The 17,355-nt window shown below is 55.5% G+C and carries 13 protein-coding genes and 1 pseudogene; 7 read left to right on the top strand and 7 right to left on the bottom strand.

Translation table 11 applies throughout. The features are described 5' to 3' along the window. The first annotated feature begins 62 nt into the window (after positions 1 to 62). The 3 genes from bglX (at position 63) to RBB76_RS22820 (ending at position 4,544) form a co-directional block, all read left to right on the top strand. Positions 63 to 2,426, top strand: coding sequence for a beta-glucosidase BglX (bglX, locus tag RBB76_RS22830; protein ID WP_429630903.1), 2,364 nt, complete (start codon positions 63 to 65; stop codon positions 2,424 to 2,426). Positions 2,427 to 2,700: 274 nt separating this feature from the next. Then, complete coding sequence (locus RBB76_RS22825; protein WP_429630905.1) at positions 2,701 to 3,843, top strand: PfkB family carbohydrate kinase; 1,143 nt, start codon at positions 2,701 to 2,703, stop codon at positions 3,841 to 3,843. 20 nt (positions 3,844 to 3,863) lie between these two features. Continuing rightward, complete coding sequence (locus RBB76_RS22820) at positions 3,864 to 4,544, top strand: bifunctional 4-hydroxy-2-oxoglutarate aldolase/2-dehydro-3-deoxy-phosphogluconate aldolase (protein WP_429630907.1); 681 nt, start codon at positions 3,864 to 3,866, stop codon at positions 4,542 to 4,544. Here RBB76_RS22820 and RBB76_RS22815 read toward each other — a convergent pair. Beyond that, positions 4,541 to 5,836 carry an amino acid deaminase gene (locus RBB76_RS22815; protein WP_429630909.1) on the bottom strand — a complete coding sequence of 432 codons (1,296 nt, stop codon included), beginning with the start codon at positions 5,834 to 5,836 and terminating at the stop codon, positions 4,541 to 4,543. The genes RBB76_RS22820 and RBB76_RS22815 overlap by 4 nt on opposite strands. Before the next feature lie 60 nt (positions 5,837 to 5,896). Between RBB76_RS22815 and RBB76_RS22810 the strand changes: the two genes are divergently transcribed. The 3 genes from RBB76_RS22810 to RBB76_RS22800 are packed head-to-tail and all read left to right on the top strand — an operon-like array spanning position 5,897 to position 9,153. Next, on the top strand, positions 5,897 to 7,351 hold the full coding sequence (locus tag RBB76_RS22810) for an N-acyl-D-amino-acid deacylase family protein (protein WP_429630911.1): 1,455 nt from the start codon (positions 5,897 to 5,899) through the stop codon (positions 7,349 to 7,351). 52 nt (positions 7,352 to 7,403) lie between these two features. Then, positions 7,404 to 7,796 (top strand): RidA family protein, encoded by a 393-nt coding sequence (locus RBB76_RS22805; protein WP_353062439.1) that lies wholly within the window; start codon positions 7,404 to 7,406, stop codon positions 7,794 to 7,796. A gap of 7 nt (positions 7,797 to 7,803) precedes the next feature. Then, entirely contained in the window at positions 7,804 to 9,153 is a 1,350-nt protein-coding gene (locus RBB76_RS22800) for a gluconate:H+ symporter (protein WP_433963483.1), read from the top strand. A gap of 818 nt (positions 9,154 to 9,971) precedes the next feature. On the opposite strand, the gene RBB76_RS22795 is transcribed toward RBB76_RS22800, so the two are convergent. The 5 genes and pseudogenes from RBB76_RS22795 to RBB76_RS22775 all read right to left on the bottom strand — a co-directional run. Further along, positions 9,972 to 10,658, bottom strand: coding sequence for a rhodanese-like domain-containing protein (locus RBB76_RS22795; protein WP_429630916.1), 687 nt, complete (start codon positions 10,656 to 10,658; stop codon positions 9,972 to 9,974). A 43-nt stretch (positions 10,659 to 10,701) separates the two neighbouring features. After that, entirely contained in the window at positions 10,702 to 13,497 is a 2,796-nt protein-coding gene (locus RBB76_RS22790) for a protein kinase domain-containing protein (RefSeq protein WP_429630918.1), read from the bottom strand. A 7-nt stretch (positions 13,498 to 13,504) separates the two neighbouring features. Continuing rightward, complete coding sequence (locus RBB76_RS22785; protein WP_429630920.1) at positions 13,505 to 14,104, bottom strand: ECF-type sigma factor; 600 nt, start codon at positions 14,102 to 14,104, stop codon at positions 13,505 to 13,507. 317 nt (positions 14,105 to 14,421) lie between these two features. Beyond that, complete coding sequence (locus RBB76_RS22780) at positions 14,422 to 14,847, bottom strand: PstS family phosphate ABC transporter substrate-binding protein (protein ID WP_429630922.1); 426 nt, start codon at positions 14,845 to 14,847, stop codon at positions 14,422 to 14,424. Between the two features lie 176 nt (positions 14,848 to 15,023). After that, positions 15,024 to 15,260: pseudogene (locus RBB76_RS22775) on the bottom strand (phosphate ABC transporter substrate-binding protein PstS); the annotation flags it as partial. A gap of 317 nt (positions 15,261 to 15,577) precedes the next feature. On the opposite strand from RBB76_RS22775, the gene RBB76_RS22770 reads away from it, so the two are divergent. Beyond that, positions 15,578 to 15,811, top strand: coding sequence for a CorA family divalent cation transporter (locus tag RBB76_RS22770; protein ID WP_429630926.1), 234 nt, complete (start codon positions 15,578 to 15,580; stop codon positions 15,809 to 15,811). Positions 15,812 to 15,963: 152 nt separating this feature from the next. On the opposite strand, the gene RBB76_RS22765 is transcribed toward RBB76_RS22770, so the two are convergent. After that, complete coding sequence (locus tag RBB76_RS22765) at positions 15,964 to 17,346, bottom strand: cytochrome P450 (RefSeq protein WP_429630928.1); 1,383 nt, start codon at positions 17,344 to 17,346, stop codon at positions 15,964 to 15,966. Between the last annotated feature and the right edge of the window lie 9 nt (positions 17,347 to 17,355).

Genomic DNA, 17,355 nt, shown 5'->3' with positions numbered 1-17,355 from the left:
GAACCTTAAGAATTCTTAAGGAAATTGTCGGGCTCGTCTCGCGGCGGGTACTATGGCTGTCTATGAAATTTCACCCTGCGGTTGCAAAATCTTCACCGACGCTACTCGGACGAAATCAAGGTGTGCTTCAGCGCAAGCTGCTGGCCAGTTTCGCAACAATCAGCATGATCTTCCCGCCTACTATTCTGCCGCGGGGCGTGGCTCAGGAGGCGCAAAACACGAAGCCTTCGATGCAGGATGCGAAGGTGAGACAACGTGCGGATGCTCTGCTTCAGCAGATGACTCCAGAGGAAAAGGCCGGTCAGTTGAGTCAGCTATTTCTCTTCACGAAGCCCGACGCCGCGATGGAGAGCCGCATCGCAAAGGGTCAGCTCGGTTCCCTACTGTTTGTGACAGACCCGAGTGTCATTAATCATCTGCAGCACGTTGCAGTGGATCAAAGCCGGCTTCATATTCCCTTAATCTTTGGCTTCGATGTAATTCATGGCCTCCGAACCATCTTTCCCGTCCCGATCGCTATGGCGGCGTCGTGGGATCCGGACACCATAGAGCGAGCACAGGCTGCAGCGGCAAAGGAAGCGCGCGCTGTCGGAATTGACTGGTCGTTCGCGCCGATGGTGGACATAGCGCGAGATCCGAGATGGGGTCGCATTGTCGAGGGCGCGGGAGCGGATCCTTATCTGGGGAGTGCGGTCGCTGCCGCTCAGGTTCGCGGCTTTCAGGGAGCGTACATCGGAGCCCCGGATCACATCGTGGCTACCGCAAAGCATTTTGCTGGCTATGGGGCTGCAGAAGGAGGCCGAGACTACGACTCCGTAGATCTTTCCGACGCACAGCTTCGCAATGTCTATCTGCCTCCCTTTAAGAGTGCCGTGGACGCCGGGGTCGGCTCAATCATGAGCGCTTACATGGACCTAAATGGAGTTCCGGCAACTGGAAATCGCTGGCTGCTGCATGATGTTCTACGAGGCGAATGGAACTTTGGGGGCTTCGTAGTAAGTGATGCGAATGCGGTAAACGACTTACAGACACATGGGTTTGCCGCTGACAAAGCAGACGCTGCAATGCGCGCATTTACGGCAGGCGTAAACATGGAGATGGCAGTGACCAAGGACGCCTATGACAATCTGCCGGCGGAGTACAAGGCAGGCAAGATCACTAGCGAACAACTAGACGCCGCTGTACGCCCCATTCTCGAAACAAAAATCCGTCTCGGCTTATTCGAAAACCCCTACGTGGATGAGGCCAGGGCCGCGCAGGTTCTCGGAGCTACGGAGCAAAAACAAGAGTCGCTGCGGGCAGCTGAACGTTCTGCTGTTCTTTTGCGAAACGAGCATGCGCTCTTGCCGTTGCAGGGTTCCGGCAACAAAAATATTGCCGTCATAGGTCCATTGGCTGACTCAAAGCGGGACATTACCGGCCCGTGGGTGTTCGTGAACAAGGAACAGGAGAGTGTTTCAGTACTGGAAGGTCTGAAACAGGTAGCCCCACAGGGTACACAATTGAACTATTCCCAAGGGGTGCAGATCTCGCGCAAGTTCCCTTCCATGTTTGATGCGATCTTTGGTGGTGATAAGACCCCAGTGTGGGCAGAAGCTGAGCAGAAGCAGGAGTTCGACAAAGCAGTTCAGACGGCGCGCAGCGCTGACGTGGTGGTGATGGTTCTGGGTGAGAGGCAGAATATGGATGGTGAAGCGGCCTCTCGCTCATCGCTCGAACTACCGGGGCGGCAGCAGGAGCTGCTCGAGGCCGTCGCTGCCACTGGTAAGCCAGTCGTTTTGGTTTTGATGAGCGCGCGCCCTCTGGAACTGAGGTGGGCAAGCAAGAATATTCCTGCCATCCTCGACGCATGGTATCCCGGAACAGAGGGAGGCATCGCGATCGCCAATCTACTGTATGGCAAGGCTGTTCCGGCTGGAAAGCTGCCATACGATTGGCCGCGGGACGTGGGGCAGGTGCCCATCTTTTATTCGCATGACGTCACCCACCAGCCAGATAAACAGGGTACTCGTTACTGGAATGAGGAGAGCACACCACTGTTCCCCTTTGGCTATGGGCTGAGCTATACGAATTTCCAGTTCTCGAACCTGCGTATCAGCCATGATCAAATTCGCAGAGGCGAGGGTCTGGACGTTATGGTCGATGTACGGAACAGTGGTACTGTCACGGCCGATGAGGTCGCACAGTTGTACTTGCATCAGCAATCAGGAACCAGTTCTCGCCCAGTCCGCGAGCTGAAGGGCTTCCATCGAGTCACGGTCGCTCCGGGAGAGACAAAGACCGTGCACTTCAACATAGACAAAGCCGACCTTACATACTGGAGCGCCGCCACTCGCTCCTGGGTGCAGGACGACACCCACTTTGACCTATGGGTGGGAGAGGACTCTAACGCATCGTTACATGGCAGTTTCGCCGTGGCTCCGTAGAGCGGGCACAGATTGCAAGGGCCAGCATACCTTCGCTCAAATCAGCGTTGTCGCACAATAACCGGTCGCGAAACAAGGCAAACTCTTGCTTCGCGACTTATTTGTAGCGCAACAAAATCCGCTAAAAAGAGGGGCAACACTGATTCAGTTTCTGTGCCTATAACTACATTTAAGCTTATGCACATAACGTAACGCGACACTTCGGGAGCACCTACAATCAGACTTGTGGGCTTTTGAGTTATTGCATCGAGCTCACTATCACAGGAACCATCGCATGAAAGATCGGGAGACCCCCATCGAAGCCACGAACGTCGACGCATTAGAAAAGATGGAGTATCTTCCGATCCGCGCGGCCGACAAGAGCCGGTGGGATCTTCTCTCTCTCGGTGAGGTCATGCTCCGCTTCGACCCCGGCGAAGGTCGCATCGTCGGCGCACGAAGCTTTCGCGTCTGGGAGGGTGGCGGCGAATACAACGTGGCTCGCGGCCTGCGTCGCTGTTTCGGCCTGCGCACCACCATCGCCACCGCACTCGTCGATAACCCTATCGGCCGTCTCGTCGAAGACCTGATCTCTCAGGGCGGCGTCGACACCTCCCACATCCATTGGAACTCCTTCGACGGCGTCGGCTCGGCGTCACGCAACGGTATTTACTTTCTCGAGCGCGGCTTCGGGCTTCGCCCCGGCACCGGCGTCATGGACCGCGGCCACACGGCGGTCTCCCAGCTTCGGCCAGGCCAGATCGATTGGGACGCCATCTTCGGCGACGAAGGTGTGCGCTGGTTTCACACCGGAGGCATCATGGCCGCACTCAGCGAATCGTCCACCGAGGTTGTACGCGAAGCCATGATCGCAGCCCGCCGCCACCATACCGTCGTCAGCTTCGACGGCAACTACCGTCCCTCCCTGTGGAGATCGCGCGGCGGCCGCCAGGCTTCCATCGATGTGAATCGCTCTCTCCTCCCCATGGTTGACGTCCTCTTCGGCCACGAGGGTGACATCGCCTCAGCTGTCGAAGATCACGCCCACCGCCCGGCATGGCACACCGTTGAAAGTTTTTCTGCAATGGCACAGCGCATCATCGCCGAGTTCCCTGCCCTGAAAGTTATCGCCACCACCGTTCGAAACACCACCTCTGCAAACCGAAACGGGTGGAGCGCGTTCGCCTTCGCCCACGATCACGCCGACCATGGATTGCGCTTCGATGATCTGGAGATACTGGACCGCGTCGGTGGAGGAGACTCCTTTGCTGCGGGATTCATCTACGGCCTCCTCCAGCGTAAAAGCCTCGCCTGGTCTCTGAACTGCGGTATCGCTCACGGTGCCCTTGCGATGACTACCCCTGGAGACTCCTCCATGTCCACACTTTCTGAGGTCGAAGCTCTCATGAGCGGAAAGCTCAAAGGCACAATCCGCTAGTACCCGTCACGGAGCCCGCTATGTCACGAACCAAATCCGACGTCCTTCAACTGATGCGCGCCGGCGGCCTCGTCCCCGTCTTGCGCGCCTCCTCTGCTGAAGACGCCTTCGAGCTCTCGCTCGCCATCGCGGATGCCGGCATTCAGGTTCTGGAGATTACCCTGACCGTTCCTAACGCGCTCCTGGTCATCAGCCGCCTCAAAAAAGAGCGCGCCGAGCTTCTTGTCGGGGCGGGCACTGCACTCAACGCAGACACCGCGCAGAGTGCGATCGACAGCGGAGCAGAGTTCATCGTCAGTCCCGCGCTCGATCTGGTCACGATCTCCCTCTGCCAACGTCTCTCTATCGCAGTCCTGCCCGGCGCCCTCACCCCCACCGAGATCCTTACTGCCTGGAGCGCCGGCGCCGACGTCGTCAAAGTCTTTCCCGCCGACTCCATGGGTGGCGCCAAATATCTTCGCAGTCTCAAAGCTCCCCTTCCCCACATAGACCTGATTCCTACCGGCGGCGTCTCTCTTGCCACCGCGCGGGATTTCCTGGAATCCGGGGCATTCGCTCTTGGCGTTGGCGCAGACCTCGTAGATACGCACGCTATTCGCGAGGGGCGGCGCAAAGATATCACTCACAAGGCTGCCGAATACCTCCGCATCGTGCGGAACTTCCAGCAGGACGCGGCTCTTAAGGTTCCGCGGACTATTTAGAAGAAGGTCTGAATGATGTCGACAACCTGATAGTTGGCATTCAGAACCGGTAACAGACGCCATTTATCAAAAGTCAGGCAAGGATGCGAGATATCGAAGCCGACCATGTCGCCTACGCGAAGATCATCCTGCCCGGTGATTTGCAGGTATGCGTGCTGATCCATCATTTTGGTAAGTGACCAGTGCGGGGGAGCCATTTTAGGTGCTGCATCTCCTGGCCTGAAGTGCAATGCAGGCGTCGGAAGACCGGCATCAAACGCGGCATCGCGTTTCCCCATTCCTATGATCGCTCTCTCTTTCTCTGGTATCGACTGCACGTAGGCCCAGACCTGAAGCGCGGGCAAAAGACTTGAACCCATCTGGTGCGCGATAGAATTGCGTTGGTCGATGTTTGCTTGCGCCTCGCGATACGCACCTACATCGTGTGTGAGATAGCAACCCGGGCGCAGGACGATTTCGATGGTGTCTCCAAGACCTGCAGCGGAGAATTCGTCGGCGACCACGTCATACCAGGCAGAACCGGCGCCGGAAAGCAGGACGGGTGATTGCTGAAAACGTCTCTCGTCGGCAAGCGTGCGTGTTATGTTGACGGCCCTTTGGAGAAATGCGCGTATGGAAGCCTCTTCCACCAGAACACCTTCATAGATTTCGACCCCGCTGAGAGCGATGGAACTGCTCCAGCGAGAAACGGCGTCTAACACGGCCTGTAGCTGCTGCTCGTCTCTGACGCCAGATCGACCTCCCATTACTCCCAACTCGAGCAACACGTTGAGACGCTGCTTCCCTTTCGAGAAAAACGCACCGAGCTGTTCGACCTGCGCCGCCGAATCGATCAAGCAGTAGTAAATAAAATCCGGATCCTCGAGCAGCCGTGCGACGATGGACATATTTTCTTTGCCGATCAGTTGATTCGCCATGAGAACACGACGCACTCCGTGACTGTAGGCAACCAGCGTCTGATGTGCAGTTGCAAGTGTGATCCCCCAGGCGCCCCCCTGTAGTTGCAGCTCAAATAACCTGGGAGCCATGGTGGTCTTGCCGTGGGGTGCAAGGTGGACGCCATAGCGGTTTATGAACTGCTGCATCCAGTTCAGGTTGTGCAATATCCTGTCTTTATACAAGACGGCTGCGGGCAAGCTGAGATCTTCCCTCAGCAGGTTCCAGTCGAGTTGTGCAATCTCTTCGTGTTCGACCGCTCGCTCAAGAAAGCCCACTCCTTTATTCAAGAGGGCAATCGCGGAAAGAGTGGATGTGTGCGTCGAGTTTCGATTTTTCAACGAACGGATGTCCATAACAAAGAGTGCGGGACTGATGACCCGAATGAATATAGCCTATATCTTGAAGGAGCCAGGATGCCACGTTGCGACACACTGATCCGTAATGCACGGGTTCTGGATGGCACTGGTGCGGCGTTCGAACTCCTGGATGTGGCTATTCGCAATGACAGAATCTGCGAAATCGGCGCGTCAATTGATTACGACGCGAGAGAGCCAATCGACGCCGATGGGCTGGTGCTGGCGCCCGGTTTTATCGATGTCCACACCCATGACGACACTGCCGTGATTCGCACACCAGCGATGCTGCCGAAGATTTCGCAGGGAGTTACCACGGTGATTGTCGGCAACTGCGGCATCAGCGCCACTCCAGTAACGTTGCGCGGCGAGCCGCCTGACCCCATGAACCTGCTTGGCGGAGCGGAGGATTTTCGCTATCCAACGTTTGCCACGTATCTCGACGCCATCCGAGATGCACAACCCGCGGTGAACGTTGGCGTGCTGATCGGTCACACTGCCCTGCGGAATAACCATATGGACAGTCTTGATCGCGTTGCAACGGAGGCTGAAATTGAAGCGATGCGAGAGCAATTGCAGGAAGCTCTCGACGGCGGAGCACTGGGTCTGAGTTCTGGCCTGGCCTATCTCTCCGCTTACGCGGCGTCCACCGAAGAAGTGCTCGCGTTAGCAAAGCCGCTGGAGGGGGCAGGCGCAGTGTACACAACGCACATGCGCACTGAGACAGACGGCATCCTCGATGCGATGCGCGAGGCCTTCGAAGTCGGTCGTCTCAGCCATGTGCCGGTTATCGTCTCTCACTTGAAGTGTGCCGGCATCGCCAACTGGGGCCGCGGTGCTGAGGTGCTCCATGCGCTGGAGGCCGCGCGAACGTCTCAACCTGCGGGCTGCGATTGCTATCCCTATGCGGCCGGTTCAAGCACGCTCGATCTTCGCCAGGTGGATGAACGGGTTCACATCACGATTACCTGGAGCACGCCACATCCGGAGGTGGCTGGACAATCCCTGGCGCAGATTGCAGATCATTGGCAGACAAGCCAGTTGAAGGCGGCGCAACAACTGCAACCGGCCGGCGCAATCTATCACAGCATCTCCGAGGACGACATGCGCCAGATCCTATGCCACTCTGCAACTATGATCGGCTCCGATGGCCTACCTAACGACCCGCGACCGCATCCCCGCCTGTGGGGCACCTTTCCGCGTGTTCTGGGACGATATAGCCGCGACGAAGGATTGTTCTCGCTTCCAGAGGCCGTTCACAAGATGACCGGACTACCCGCGCAGAGATTTGGGCTAAGCAAGCGTGGATTGATACGCAAGGACTATCATGCCGATTTGGTGCTCTTCGATCCGGAAACGATCATTGACACGGCAACGTTCTCCGATCCAATACGTCCAGCGCAGGGCATCGCGGCTGTATGGGTGAACGGCGTCCTCACCTATACCACCGACGGAGCTACAGGAGTTCGCGGGGGATGCTTTCTGCCTCGCGGTGAGAGTTCATGGATTCAGTGATTCAGTCAGTAGTTGAATATGATTTGGTATTTCAATCTTAAGGAGTTCGGGGATGAGCATCAAGCGATACGGAGTCGAAGGCGGAAAGGGTACGGGGGGGCAGCACCTTCCCTTTGCACGAGCGGTCGAAGCAGACGGATGGCTGTATGTATCGGGCCAGGTTCCGATGGTTCAAGGTGAGGTCATCGCGGGCAATATCGTTGCCCAGTCGCAGCAGGCGATTCGCAATCTGTTATCGATTCTGAACGAAGCCGGGTATGGCCCGGAGCACGTGGTGCGCTGTGGCGTCTGGCTTGAAGACCCGCGCGACTTTTCCTCATTCAATGCGGTCTTCAAAGAGCACTTCGGCGAAAATCCCCCAGCGCGTGCGTGCGTCGTATCGAGCATGGTTGTGGACTGCAAGGTGGAGATCGATTGTGTGGCCTACAAGGCCCGGGGGAATTGATCCGCCGATGATCGATCACCACAGTATCTTTTTGCTGACCTCCGCATTCGTATCGGTGATTTGCCTGATTCTGCTGATTGCAGTAGTAAAACTCAATCCCGTAATCACGCTCATTGTCGTTGCCCTATCTCTTGCCGTGGTTGTGGGCATGCCGCTCGCTACCGTGATTCACTCCTTTGAGACCGGTGTCGGCTCGACGCTTGGGCACATCGCGATCGTGGTGGCGTTGGGCACAATGCTGGGCAAGATGATGGCAGAATCCGGCGGCGCGGACCAGATCGCATATACCCTTATCCGGCTGTTTGGTGAGAAGAATATCCCTTGGGCCATGGTGGTGATCGGATTCCTGGTGGGCCTGCCTGCTTTCTTCGAGGTCGGCTTTGTCCTGCTGATTCCGATTGTGTTCACCGTGGTCCGACGCACTGGAACTTCGCTTATCCTGGTAGGCTTGCCCATGCTGGCTGGACTTTCCGTGGTCCACGGATTGGTGCCGCCACATCCTGCGGCGCTGCTGGCGGTAACCATTTACAAGGCTGATGTGGGCCGCACCATTCTTTATGCATTAATCGTCGGAATTCCGACGGCGGTGGTTGCCGGACCGATTTTCGCCAAGCTGATTGCGCCGCATGTGCAGCTTGGGACAGAGAATGCGATGGCGAAGGATTTCGCTGATCACGATGAAAAGCGGAGCCTACCTAGCTTCGGGCTCACCTTATTCACCATCCTGCTGCCGGTCTTTTTGATGCTGATCGGGAGTTCGGCCGACACCATTTCCGCCCGTGGAAGCGCTCTAAATGGTGGATTGCACCTGATCGGCAATGATGATCTGGCTTTACTCATCGGCGTGCTGTTCAGCTTTGTGACACTAGGCAAGATGAGGGGTTTTTCACGAGAAACGATTCTCCGCTTCAGCAATGAATGCCTGGCTCCCACCGCAACTATTACGCTCCTGGTTGGCGCGGGCGGCGGCTTCGGACGGATACTGCAGGACAGCGGTGTATCGAATGCGATTATTGTCCTTGCGATGCATAGTCACGTTCCTCTGATCCTGCTGGCCTGGATTCTTGCTGCACTGCTCCGCCTCGCAACCGGATCAGCAACCGTAGCCATGACGACAGCCGCTGGCATTGTGGCTCCAATCGCTTTGAATAGCCCGGGAGTTCATCCGGAGTTGCTCGCCATCGCGACGGGCGCCGGTTCGCTGATCTTTTCTCATGTCAACGACGGCGGCTTCTGGCTGGTGAAGGAGTACTTCGGGATGAGCGTCGTCCAAACGATCAAAACCTGGTCCGTCTGTGAAACGATCATCTCCGTTATGGCGCTAATTCTCACGGTCGCATTATCGCTCGTAGTCTGAAGACGCAACCCGCGGATATTGCGGATCGAACCTGCCAATTTGCGGGGCACCACTCGGCGCATGCGGGTAAGGCAAAGCATCCTCTCGACTAGTAGTAGTTGCTGCTGCAGTGGTAAAGTGCACCGCTCCCTACGGACTTCAAGATGCCAGCCACATCGAAACTGGCGAAAATAAACTGCCCCATCGCTATCGAAAAGCCCCCGGAAGAGTTAGCCTCTGAGGGCTGCGCCATGACAATGCAAATTTAAGGATGCCGAAAGACAATCCACGTCTCTCTGAGAGTTAGGCATCCCACGGCAGACTCTCGATATTCAGAAGCTGATCAATTATTTAACCGCTTGGTAGGTTGAGACGGATGATCAAGGGCCGCTCCCAAACGCGAAATGCGAAGACGACGACGAGGTTCTTCGTCTCTGGAAGTTCGCGGCTGGACTCGTTTAATCTTGTTTTTTCTGGATTCTTGCACTCGCTTCTCAGGCTGTCCCACAACATCCGGATATCACAGAACCCGAGGTCTTAGTGGGGAATGTTCAGCGCTGGGATACGCTCCCCAGCCCCACGAGGTTGCAAACCAACAGCTGAATCTGCTCGATACTTCAAGTAAGTCAAGAACGATATCGACCGACGTCCGCCTAGTTGTCGTCTGTCTTCGCCCACACGAGCCCGGCTGCTATGAGCAGAAGATACGGATCAACTAAAAGCCTTAAAGTTGCGCCAATGAAGTCTATCGTCACTGCATTACCTCCTACTCGTATTGCGTAGAGTGGATGGACCATCGCTCACCTTGCATTACCAACACCCTTGAAGATTGGCGGAGCTTACCCCTGCGTTACAGTATCGAACTGCTCAACTTGGATCTGCGGAGATAGCGTCAACTTAGTGGTAAGTTGCATTTCAATCCCGCCGGGCAATACCCTGACCTCGCGAAGTCCATGTCGCAGCAGTAAGCTGGCCGCGATCATGGCTCGATATCCCTCTCGACAGCAGATGATGGCCGCGTTCGAATCCTGTCCCAGACGTGATGCCGATACCTCGCTAAGTTCCTGCAGCGGTTCACACGACGAGCCCGCCAAGTGATCCTTTAGCCACTCAGCACGGCTACGAACATCCACAATCTTAAACGGCGCATTCTGCTGTCGCCACTCATGAAGATCTTCACTGCCTAATATTGCGACCTCCTCAAGAGGCAGTTTCGATTCCCTCCATTTCACCTCATCCGCCAACAGGTAACCGATCACACCTTCGATGCCCACTCTTGCCAAACGAATTTGAGCCTCTCTTGCATCGTTTGCACCCTCGACAACCAACAGCAGCCTTCGCTCAGGTTCGATCATGATCGCTGACCAGCTGGCGAAAGGCCCATACAGGCCGATTTGCAAAGAACCTGGTAGATGGAACGAGGCAAACTGTCTCCAGTGTCGTATGTCCAGGACGAGTGTGCCTTGACGTTGCTCTTTTGTTGCACTTTCCGCTGCCAATTCGCATAACTCCGCAAGATCAAACATGGGTTCCTCTGTTGTTAGATGCGAGATTGTCTCGGAGTTTCGATCAGAGCAGCCGCATCTTCTCTGACGGGAGGTCGTCAATCAGACGCCTGACGCGCATGCTCTCTCTCTTGCTCTCGGGAGTCTCTGCCCCGCGTCGGACCCACTCATCCCAAACCTGCTCACTCGATCGGTAATACGTGCGCGCTGCTTCTTCAGCGGAGCGCTTTTCCGAGGATGATGCTCCCAGAGCGAACGCCAGATAGCGTTGTAGATTCCCCTCTGTTTCAAGACATAGACCAACATTTCGCAAAACCTGCAAGCTCGGGGATGAATCATTGAACTCATACAACAACGGTAATGCGGCATCTGCGTCTCGCTTCGCGCCGGATATATCGTTGACGCTAAGTTCAGCGTCGCTGAGCTTGCAGTAGGATCCCAACAGGTGCAACCTGCCATGTGGGCTGGTCTCTGCCAGAGCCTGACGAATCTGATTAGCCTCGCGCAGTGCAGAGAGGCGTTCTGTTGCCTCCTTTGGCCGAAGCAACACATCTGCGAGCGCCTCGTCCCGCACTGCGATTCTGTGTTTCGTCTCGGCCGCATAAAGGGGCTCCAGATTCTTCGTCAAAGCAATCGATCTCCGATACCACGACGCCGCTTCTTCCGGCATGACTTGCCGATAGGCATCGCCCATGATTGACATGGAAACAGCCATATCGTAGCTGGCCTGCGCGTTCCTACTGTCGCTTACTGAAAGCAACTCTGCAATCTGAAGCATCTTGCGCGCGTAGACTTGTGCCTGTTTCGACTCGCTGAGATTCAGAAAGCTTCTTCCTGAAAGCGTAAGCACCATGCGCTGGTAAGCGAGTAAGAGCTCGCGGCGTGTCTGAATGGAAGAAGCAAATCTCTGTATCAGCGCCTCGGTCAGATGGATCGCCTCTTCCACTTGGCGTAAGGTCTCCCGCTGATCTCCGAGTTCATTCAGTGCGGCGGCCCTTCGCAGGTGAAGGTCTGCAAGGAACCGGTCGTGCGCTTCGTCACCATTCGGTTGATCTCCAGAGATCGCGGTAGCCTCGAGATAGTGAGCCAATGCTTCATCCGGACGAAGTTTATCGAGCGCTACGTCTCCCATTCCGGCGTAGATCATCGTCAACATCTCGATGCGCATTGGATCTTGCGGGCTCTTCTGCCAGAATGGACGAGCCAAGGCGAGACCACTCTGGTACTCCTCGGTCGCTGACCGCACATCCCCGAGGAAGGTATAGATGTCTCCGAGACGCTGGTGTGCCTTGATCACAGCCGCCGTACTCTCCGGGATATTCAGTTTGGCCTTCGCCTCCATCGCCGTCCGCAGAGCGTTTTGATAGCTGGTGACCGCCGTGCCGGAATTGCCAAGGTTTGCGACAAAGGGAGATCCCTCCAGATCACCCACCCGTATATATGCCTTCGAGATCTCCAACAGGAGTCGGGGATTATCTCCAGTCTTAACGTTTAGTTGGTTTAGATAAAGCAGAGCTCGGTGAAACAAGGCAGCCTGTGCTTCGGTGGAGGTTGACGACTGCTGTAGCTTGTCAGTCATCTCCGAGATGGCGGAATCCGCAAGGCCACGTACCTCGCTGACCCTTCGGTCTGCCACACTAATCTGCCACGCATAACCGAAGAGGAAGACTGCGAGCATCAGGATACTCGTGCTGGTCACCAACATCGCCGTCCTATAGCGCTTCAAAAGCTTCCCAAGCACGTAGAGAGTGGAAGGTCTTCGGGCCGCTATAGGCTGTCCCCGCAGAAACCGGTGCAGATCTTCCTCTAGATGCTGAACCGAAAGATATCGTCTGGATGGCTCTTGCTGTAGAGCCTTGAGGATTATTGTGTCGAGATCACCCGACAATTCCCTGCGGATCTGAGCCGGAAGATCTTTAACCGAGCTCGGATTGGCCCGTTCCTCCTCCAGCACAACTCGCTCTGCTTCTCCAGGACTTAGGCCGGCCAGCCTGTATGGTCGCGAGCCAGTAAGAAGCTCGAAGAGTAGAACTCCGAGCGAATAGACGTCAGTCGCCGTCGAGAGCTGTTTTCCAAGCAGTTGTTCAGGACTCGCATAGTCCGGAGTCATCAACCGTTGCCAGCTCTCTGTCGGAGAACGTTCATTGAGGAACGACTCCTGCACCAACGGCTTCGCGATCCCGAAGTCGATCAGCTTGACGACGCCCTCGGGAGTTACCAACACGTTGTCCGGCTTAATATCTCGATGGATAATGAGCTTTTGATGAGCGTGGTGAACTGCAGAACACACCGAGCGAAATAAGTCGATCTTCTGTCTTACGCCCAGCCCTCTGGCGGCACTGGCTGCGGTGATGGGCTGCCCTTCGACGTACTCCATTACGATAAAGGGACGCCCATCTTCCGTCTCTCCTCCGTCAAGGATCACTCCGATATTTGGGTGCGTCAGGGTTGCCAGTATCTGACGTTCATCACGAAATCTCTGAATGACCTCTGATGACGCGACACCCCTTCGAATCATTTTGATCGCGACGATCTGAAAGTATTGATTGTCCGATCGCACCGCCAGGTAGACGACACCCATTCCGCCACTGTCAAGCTCCCGCACCAGTTGGTACGGGCCGACCTTGCCTCCGATCTCCGAAGAACTCTCAACCGACTCGAGAGAGCTCAATTCATCAGCCAGCATGTTCTGAAGCTCCACTTCAGCTTCATGCTCGTAGCGAAGGAGCGAGTTGACCTCGGAAGCCAGCTCTTCGTCACCTCCGCAAAGAGCTCGGACCTCTTCACTCCGACGCTCTGGCGGACTTTCCAACGCCCGTTGGAAGATCATCTCGATGAGCTCCCAGCGATCTATTTTCATGCCGCCCTCACGCGGAGTTGTATGACATCTCTCTTCTGAGCCAAGCTTGTCCCAGCCGAAGCTCGCGGCCTACCGTGGCCACTGAGATGCCGACACACAAGCCGATCTCTTCCGAGGTCATGCCGCCAAAAAATTTCAACTCAATCACCCGGCTCTTCCTTTTGTCGAAAGTGGCCAGTTTACTCAGAGCGTCGTCGAGCGAAAGCACATCGAGTCCTTTCTCATGACCGGCTACATTGAGGTCTGGATGGAATGTAGCCCTTATCCCTCCATTCCGCTTACGCGCCAGACGTCGTCGCGCATGTTCGATCAGAAGCCGCCTCATCGTGTTCGCGGCGATGGCGAAGAAGTGGATTCGGTTCTCCACCTGCATATGCGTCTGATTTGCCAACCGTAGATAAACTTCGTGAACAAGAGCCGTAGGCTGCAAGGTTGGCGCCTTCGACTCGCCCCTCAATCGGACCTTGGCGACACGAACAAGGTCGTCATAGACCATCGCGGTAAGCCGATTGAGTGCCGATTCATCGCCTTCTCGCCATCTGACTAGAAGCTGGGTGATGTCACCTTGGTCCGAACGTGTTTGATTCTCCTGGGTCAGTTCAAGCATATTTCCCTCTGTATTCGATTCCAAAGAGAGCAAATTGGTTCCATGTCATCCAATTTGTCTCTGATTGGACCTAGAACGGGCCCAGAAAGTGACACTTCTTCCTCTGTTGCTCGCTCTATTTGTTAACGCGCAGTTAACGGTCGAAATCGATCATTGGGATGCAGGTTCATACGCGAACACTGAGCCGCGTAGGTGCCCACGTTCGATCGTGGGAGCGCAGTCCTCCCACGGCGGTTAAGCCTGGGAGAAACTTCAGAACCTAAATTTGAATTATGGCAGGAGGGACCAAAATCTCTCGACTACCGTCATCCGTGTATTCAGGGGATCCGAGAGATCTCCTGCATCGCCTTATCGACTACCGACGGAGGGAGCTTCACGTAGTGCCGCGCGTCGACCGAGGTTTGTCCATCTTTGAGCATCCATCTCAGGAAATCGGCCATTGCCTTCGCCTCCGATAGATCCTTCATTTTCACAGGAACTATGAACCAGCTGAAAGAGGATATGGGATAGACGCCCTGCCCCGGTTCGCTCTCAATCGAGCCGCGGAAGTTATCCGGAACCGCACTCAGTGCCGCAGCCATAACGCTCGATTCAGCAGCTCGCACGAACCCACCAGTGGCGCTCTGAACATCGCCGTACGGCAGAGGATTCTCAATGGCATAGTGAAGCTGCACATAACCAATTGAGTTAGAGATACCACTAACTAAGTCTTTGATACCGTAGTCACCTGTAGGGCCAATCACAAGATCTTCCCACCATCGTCCCTCTTCGCCCCCAGACCCACCGGCCACTTCACGTTCAGGCCCGTCCCCGGACCGGCCTTCCACTCCGGGCTGACTCGACTGAGGAATTCCGTCCAAAGATAAGTCGTGTCGCTGTCGTCGGAGCGATGCACAACAATGTTTTTTTCATCAGGGAGTCATGCGTTCGGATTTGCATCAGCGATCTCAGGATCGCTCCACATCCTGATCTTTCCCAGATAGATTCCCGCTAACGCTGTTACGGTAAACTTCAACTCGGTATTGACGCCATTTAAACCGTCACCACAGCTTCCAGAATAGCCGAGCTTCGCTTGCTGCTCCTGGGTCATTGGTGTGTCGGAGCCAGTAAAGTCCACTCTACCGGCGATTAACTCTTCGACACCAACGCCGGACCCGTTGGCCGCTACTGGATTATAACCTCGGGACTAAGTTTCCTGTAGCTCTCAAACCACTTGGAATAGAGTGGATACGGAAGGGTGCTGCCTGCCCCCTGGAGTGTCTGGGTAAAGCCTGACGAGACAAAGAGAATCAGGAGTAAAAAGACCCGCGTAAAGACTGCACAGATTTTCATCTCATCCCTCGCTCTCGTTCCACAAATCCAAACCGCCGCTCTTAATAGTTGAACTGCAACTGCAGCCGCAGCAGGCTACCCTTTTGTCGGTTGCTTGGTTTCCCGCCGTATTCGAAGGTGCGATCGCCGTACTGGTATTGAATGGTCGGTTCAAAGTTGCTCAACCTTGGCCGTATCATGACGCAGCAGCGGAAGATTCAAGGCAAACTGACGCGGGGAGAGGTGCAGTTCATGGGGCAGTTGTCACGGATTTATTTCCGTGACGTTCTTGATCATTTGAACCGCGACGTTGAATCAATCGACATCTATCGGGATTTGTTGATGGGCTGTCGCGACATCTATATGTCGAATATCAACAAAAACGATTGGCTCTAATGCACCTCGTCGTCATGTCGGCCAAGAGCACACCGACGGTGTGAGTGATCCACCCGGAAGATGACTGCGCCCTGCCCTGCAAAACGTCTGAACCGATGCCTTGCTACGGATTCGGATGGTATGTGTTTGATCCCGAAAATTCTGCAATGCCCCTACACTAAAGTCGTGAGATGCGGGGCAGACGTGACAGCATTGGTGAACGTCATGCGAATTCCGTGCTTGGGCCGCAGGATGACCATCGGGCGAGCTTCAATCGTCTGGCCGGGAGCCAGCTGGAAGTCGTATTTTCTGAGCAAATCGCTCAAGATCATGAGGATCTGCAGCATCGCATAATTTCCGCCGATACAGCCTCGCGGGCCGCCCCCGAACGGAAGGTAGGTAAAAGGCGTGCGCAGCTTATCGTTCGCTTTCACGAAACGTTCAGTATCAAAAACCTCAGGATCTTGCCAGTGCCGCGGAGCATGATGCGCACCGTACACATACACAATGACCATCGATCCACGAGGTATGGCGACGTCACCAACGCGATCGTCTGCAACAGCCATGCGGTCGATCATCCAAAATGGCGGGTAGAGGCGGAGCGCCTCCTGAATGACCTGAGTCGCGAACTCGAACTTTGGAACGTGGCCATGGCTCAAAGGCTCATCGCCGAGCACGGAATCAAACTCCTGCCGCATCTTTTCGAGACAATCCGGACGCGAGCTCAAAAGATAAAGAAGCCACGATAACGCATTCGACGATGTTTCATGGCCGGCGACCAGAAGTTGCATGCTCTCGCTCAGGATGAGCTCGTCGGGCATCCCTTCGCCATCGGTGTAACGCGCATCCATTAGAGTCTGCAGCAGATCGGGACGGGGTGGTTCCTTGCGGCGTCTCTTGATGTATTCCATCAAAACGGCGTCTGCGCGAGTCCGCATCTCTTCGTGCCGGCGCAGTTCGCCCGAGGCGGCGAACCAGGGATTCAGATAGGGCTGAAGGGTCTGCCGAACGATGAACTCCTGAACAGTGCAGATGGTGTGGCTGACCAGATCGATGTCTTCGTCTTTCAAAGACGCGCCAAACAGTGATCTGGCGACCATCGCGAAGGTAATCTTCATTAGCTGGGGATAGATGTCGACAGGGCCGTTGTGGATCTGTCGGTCGAAATCACGGAGTGACTCAGCAAGGGAGTCCTGCATGATTGAGGACAGCGCATCGAGTTGCTTCCTATCGAAGCCTTTCTGGATGAGACGCCTCTGGGTGCGCCAGGCCTCTCCGTGGGTGGTCAGAAGACCTTTCCCAAGGAAGTGGCCCATCCGTTTTACTTGAATCTCAGACTTTTGATAGTTCTCCGCATTGGTCTTCAACACGTGCTGAATAATGGCGGGATCGATAGTAACGATCGCCTCTTTGAGACCACCCAAATAAAACCGAAAGGTGTCGCCAAAAGTTTCCGTATATCTGGCCAAAACCGGCACGGGATTGCGAGCCATTGCAACAGAATCAGCAAAGCTTCGAAATCGGGAAACGGCGGGAATAGGCGTGGATGTGGTCATACCGTGCCT

Origin of the sequence: Tunturiibacter psychrotolerans, assembly GCF_051013365.1 — a bacterium.
Taxonomy (GTDB): Bacteria; Acidobacteriota; Terriglobia; order Terriglobales; family Acidobacteriaceae; genus Edaphobacter; species Edaphobacter psychrotolerans_A.
Note: the sequence above shows the minus strand (reverse complement) of the source record. Positions and strands in the feature narration are given on the sequence as shown.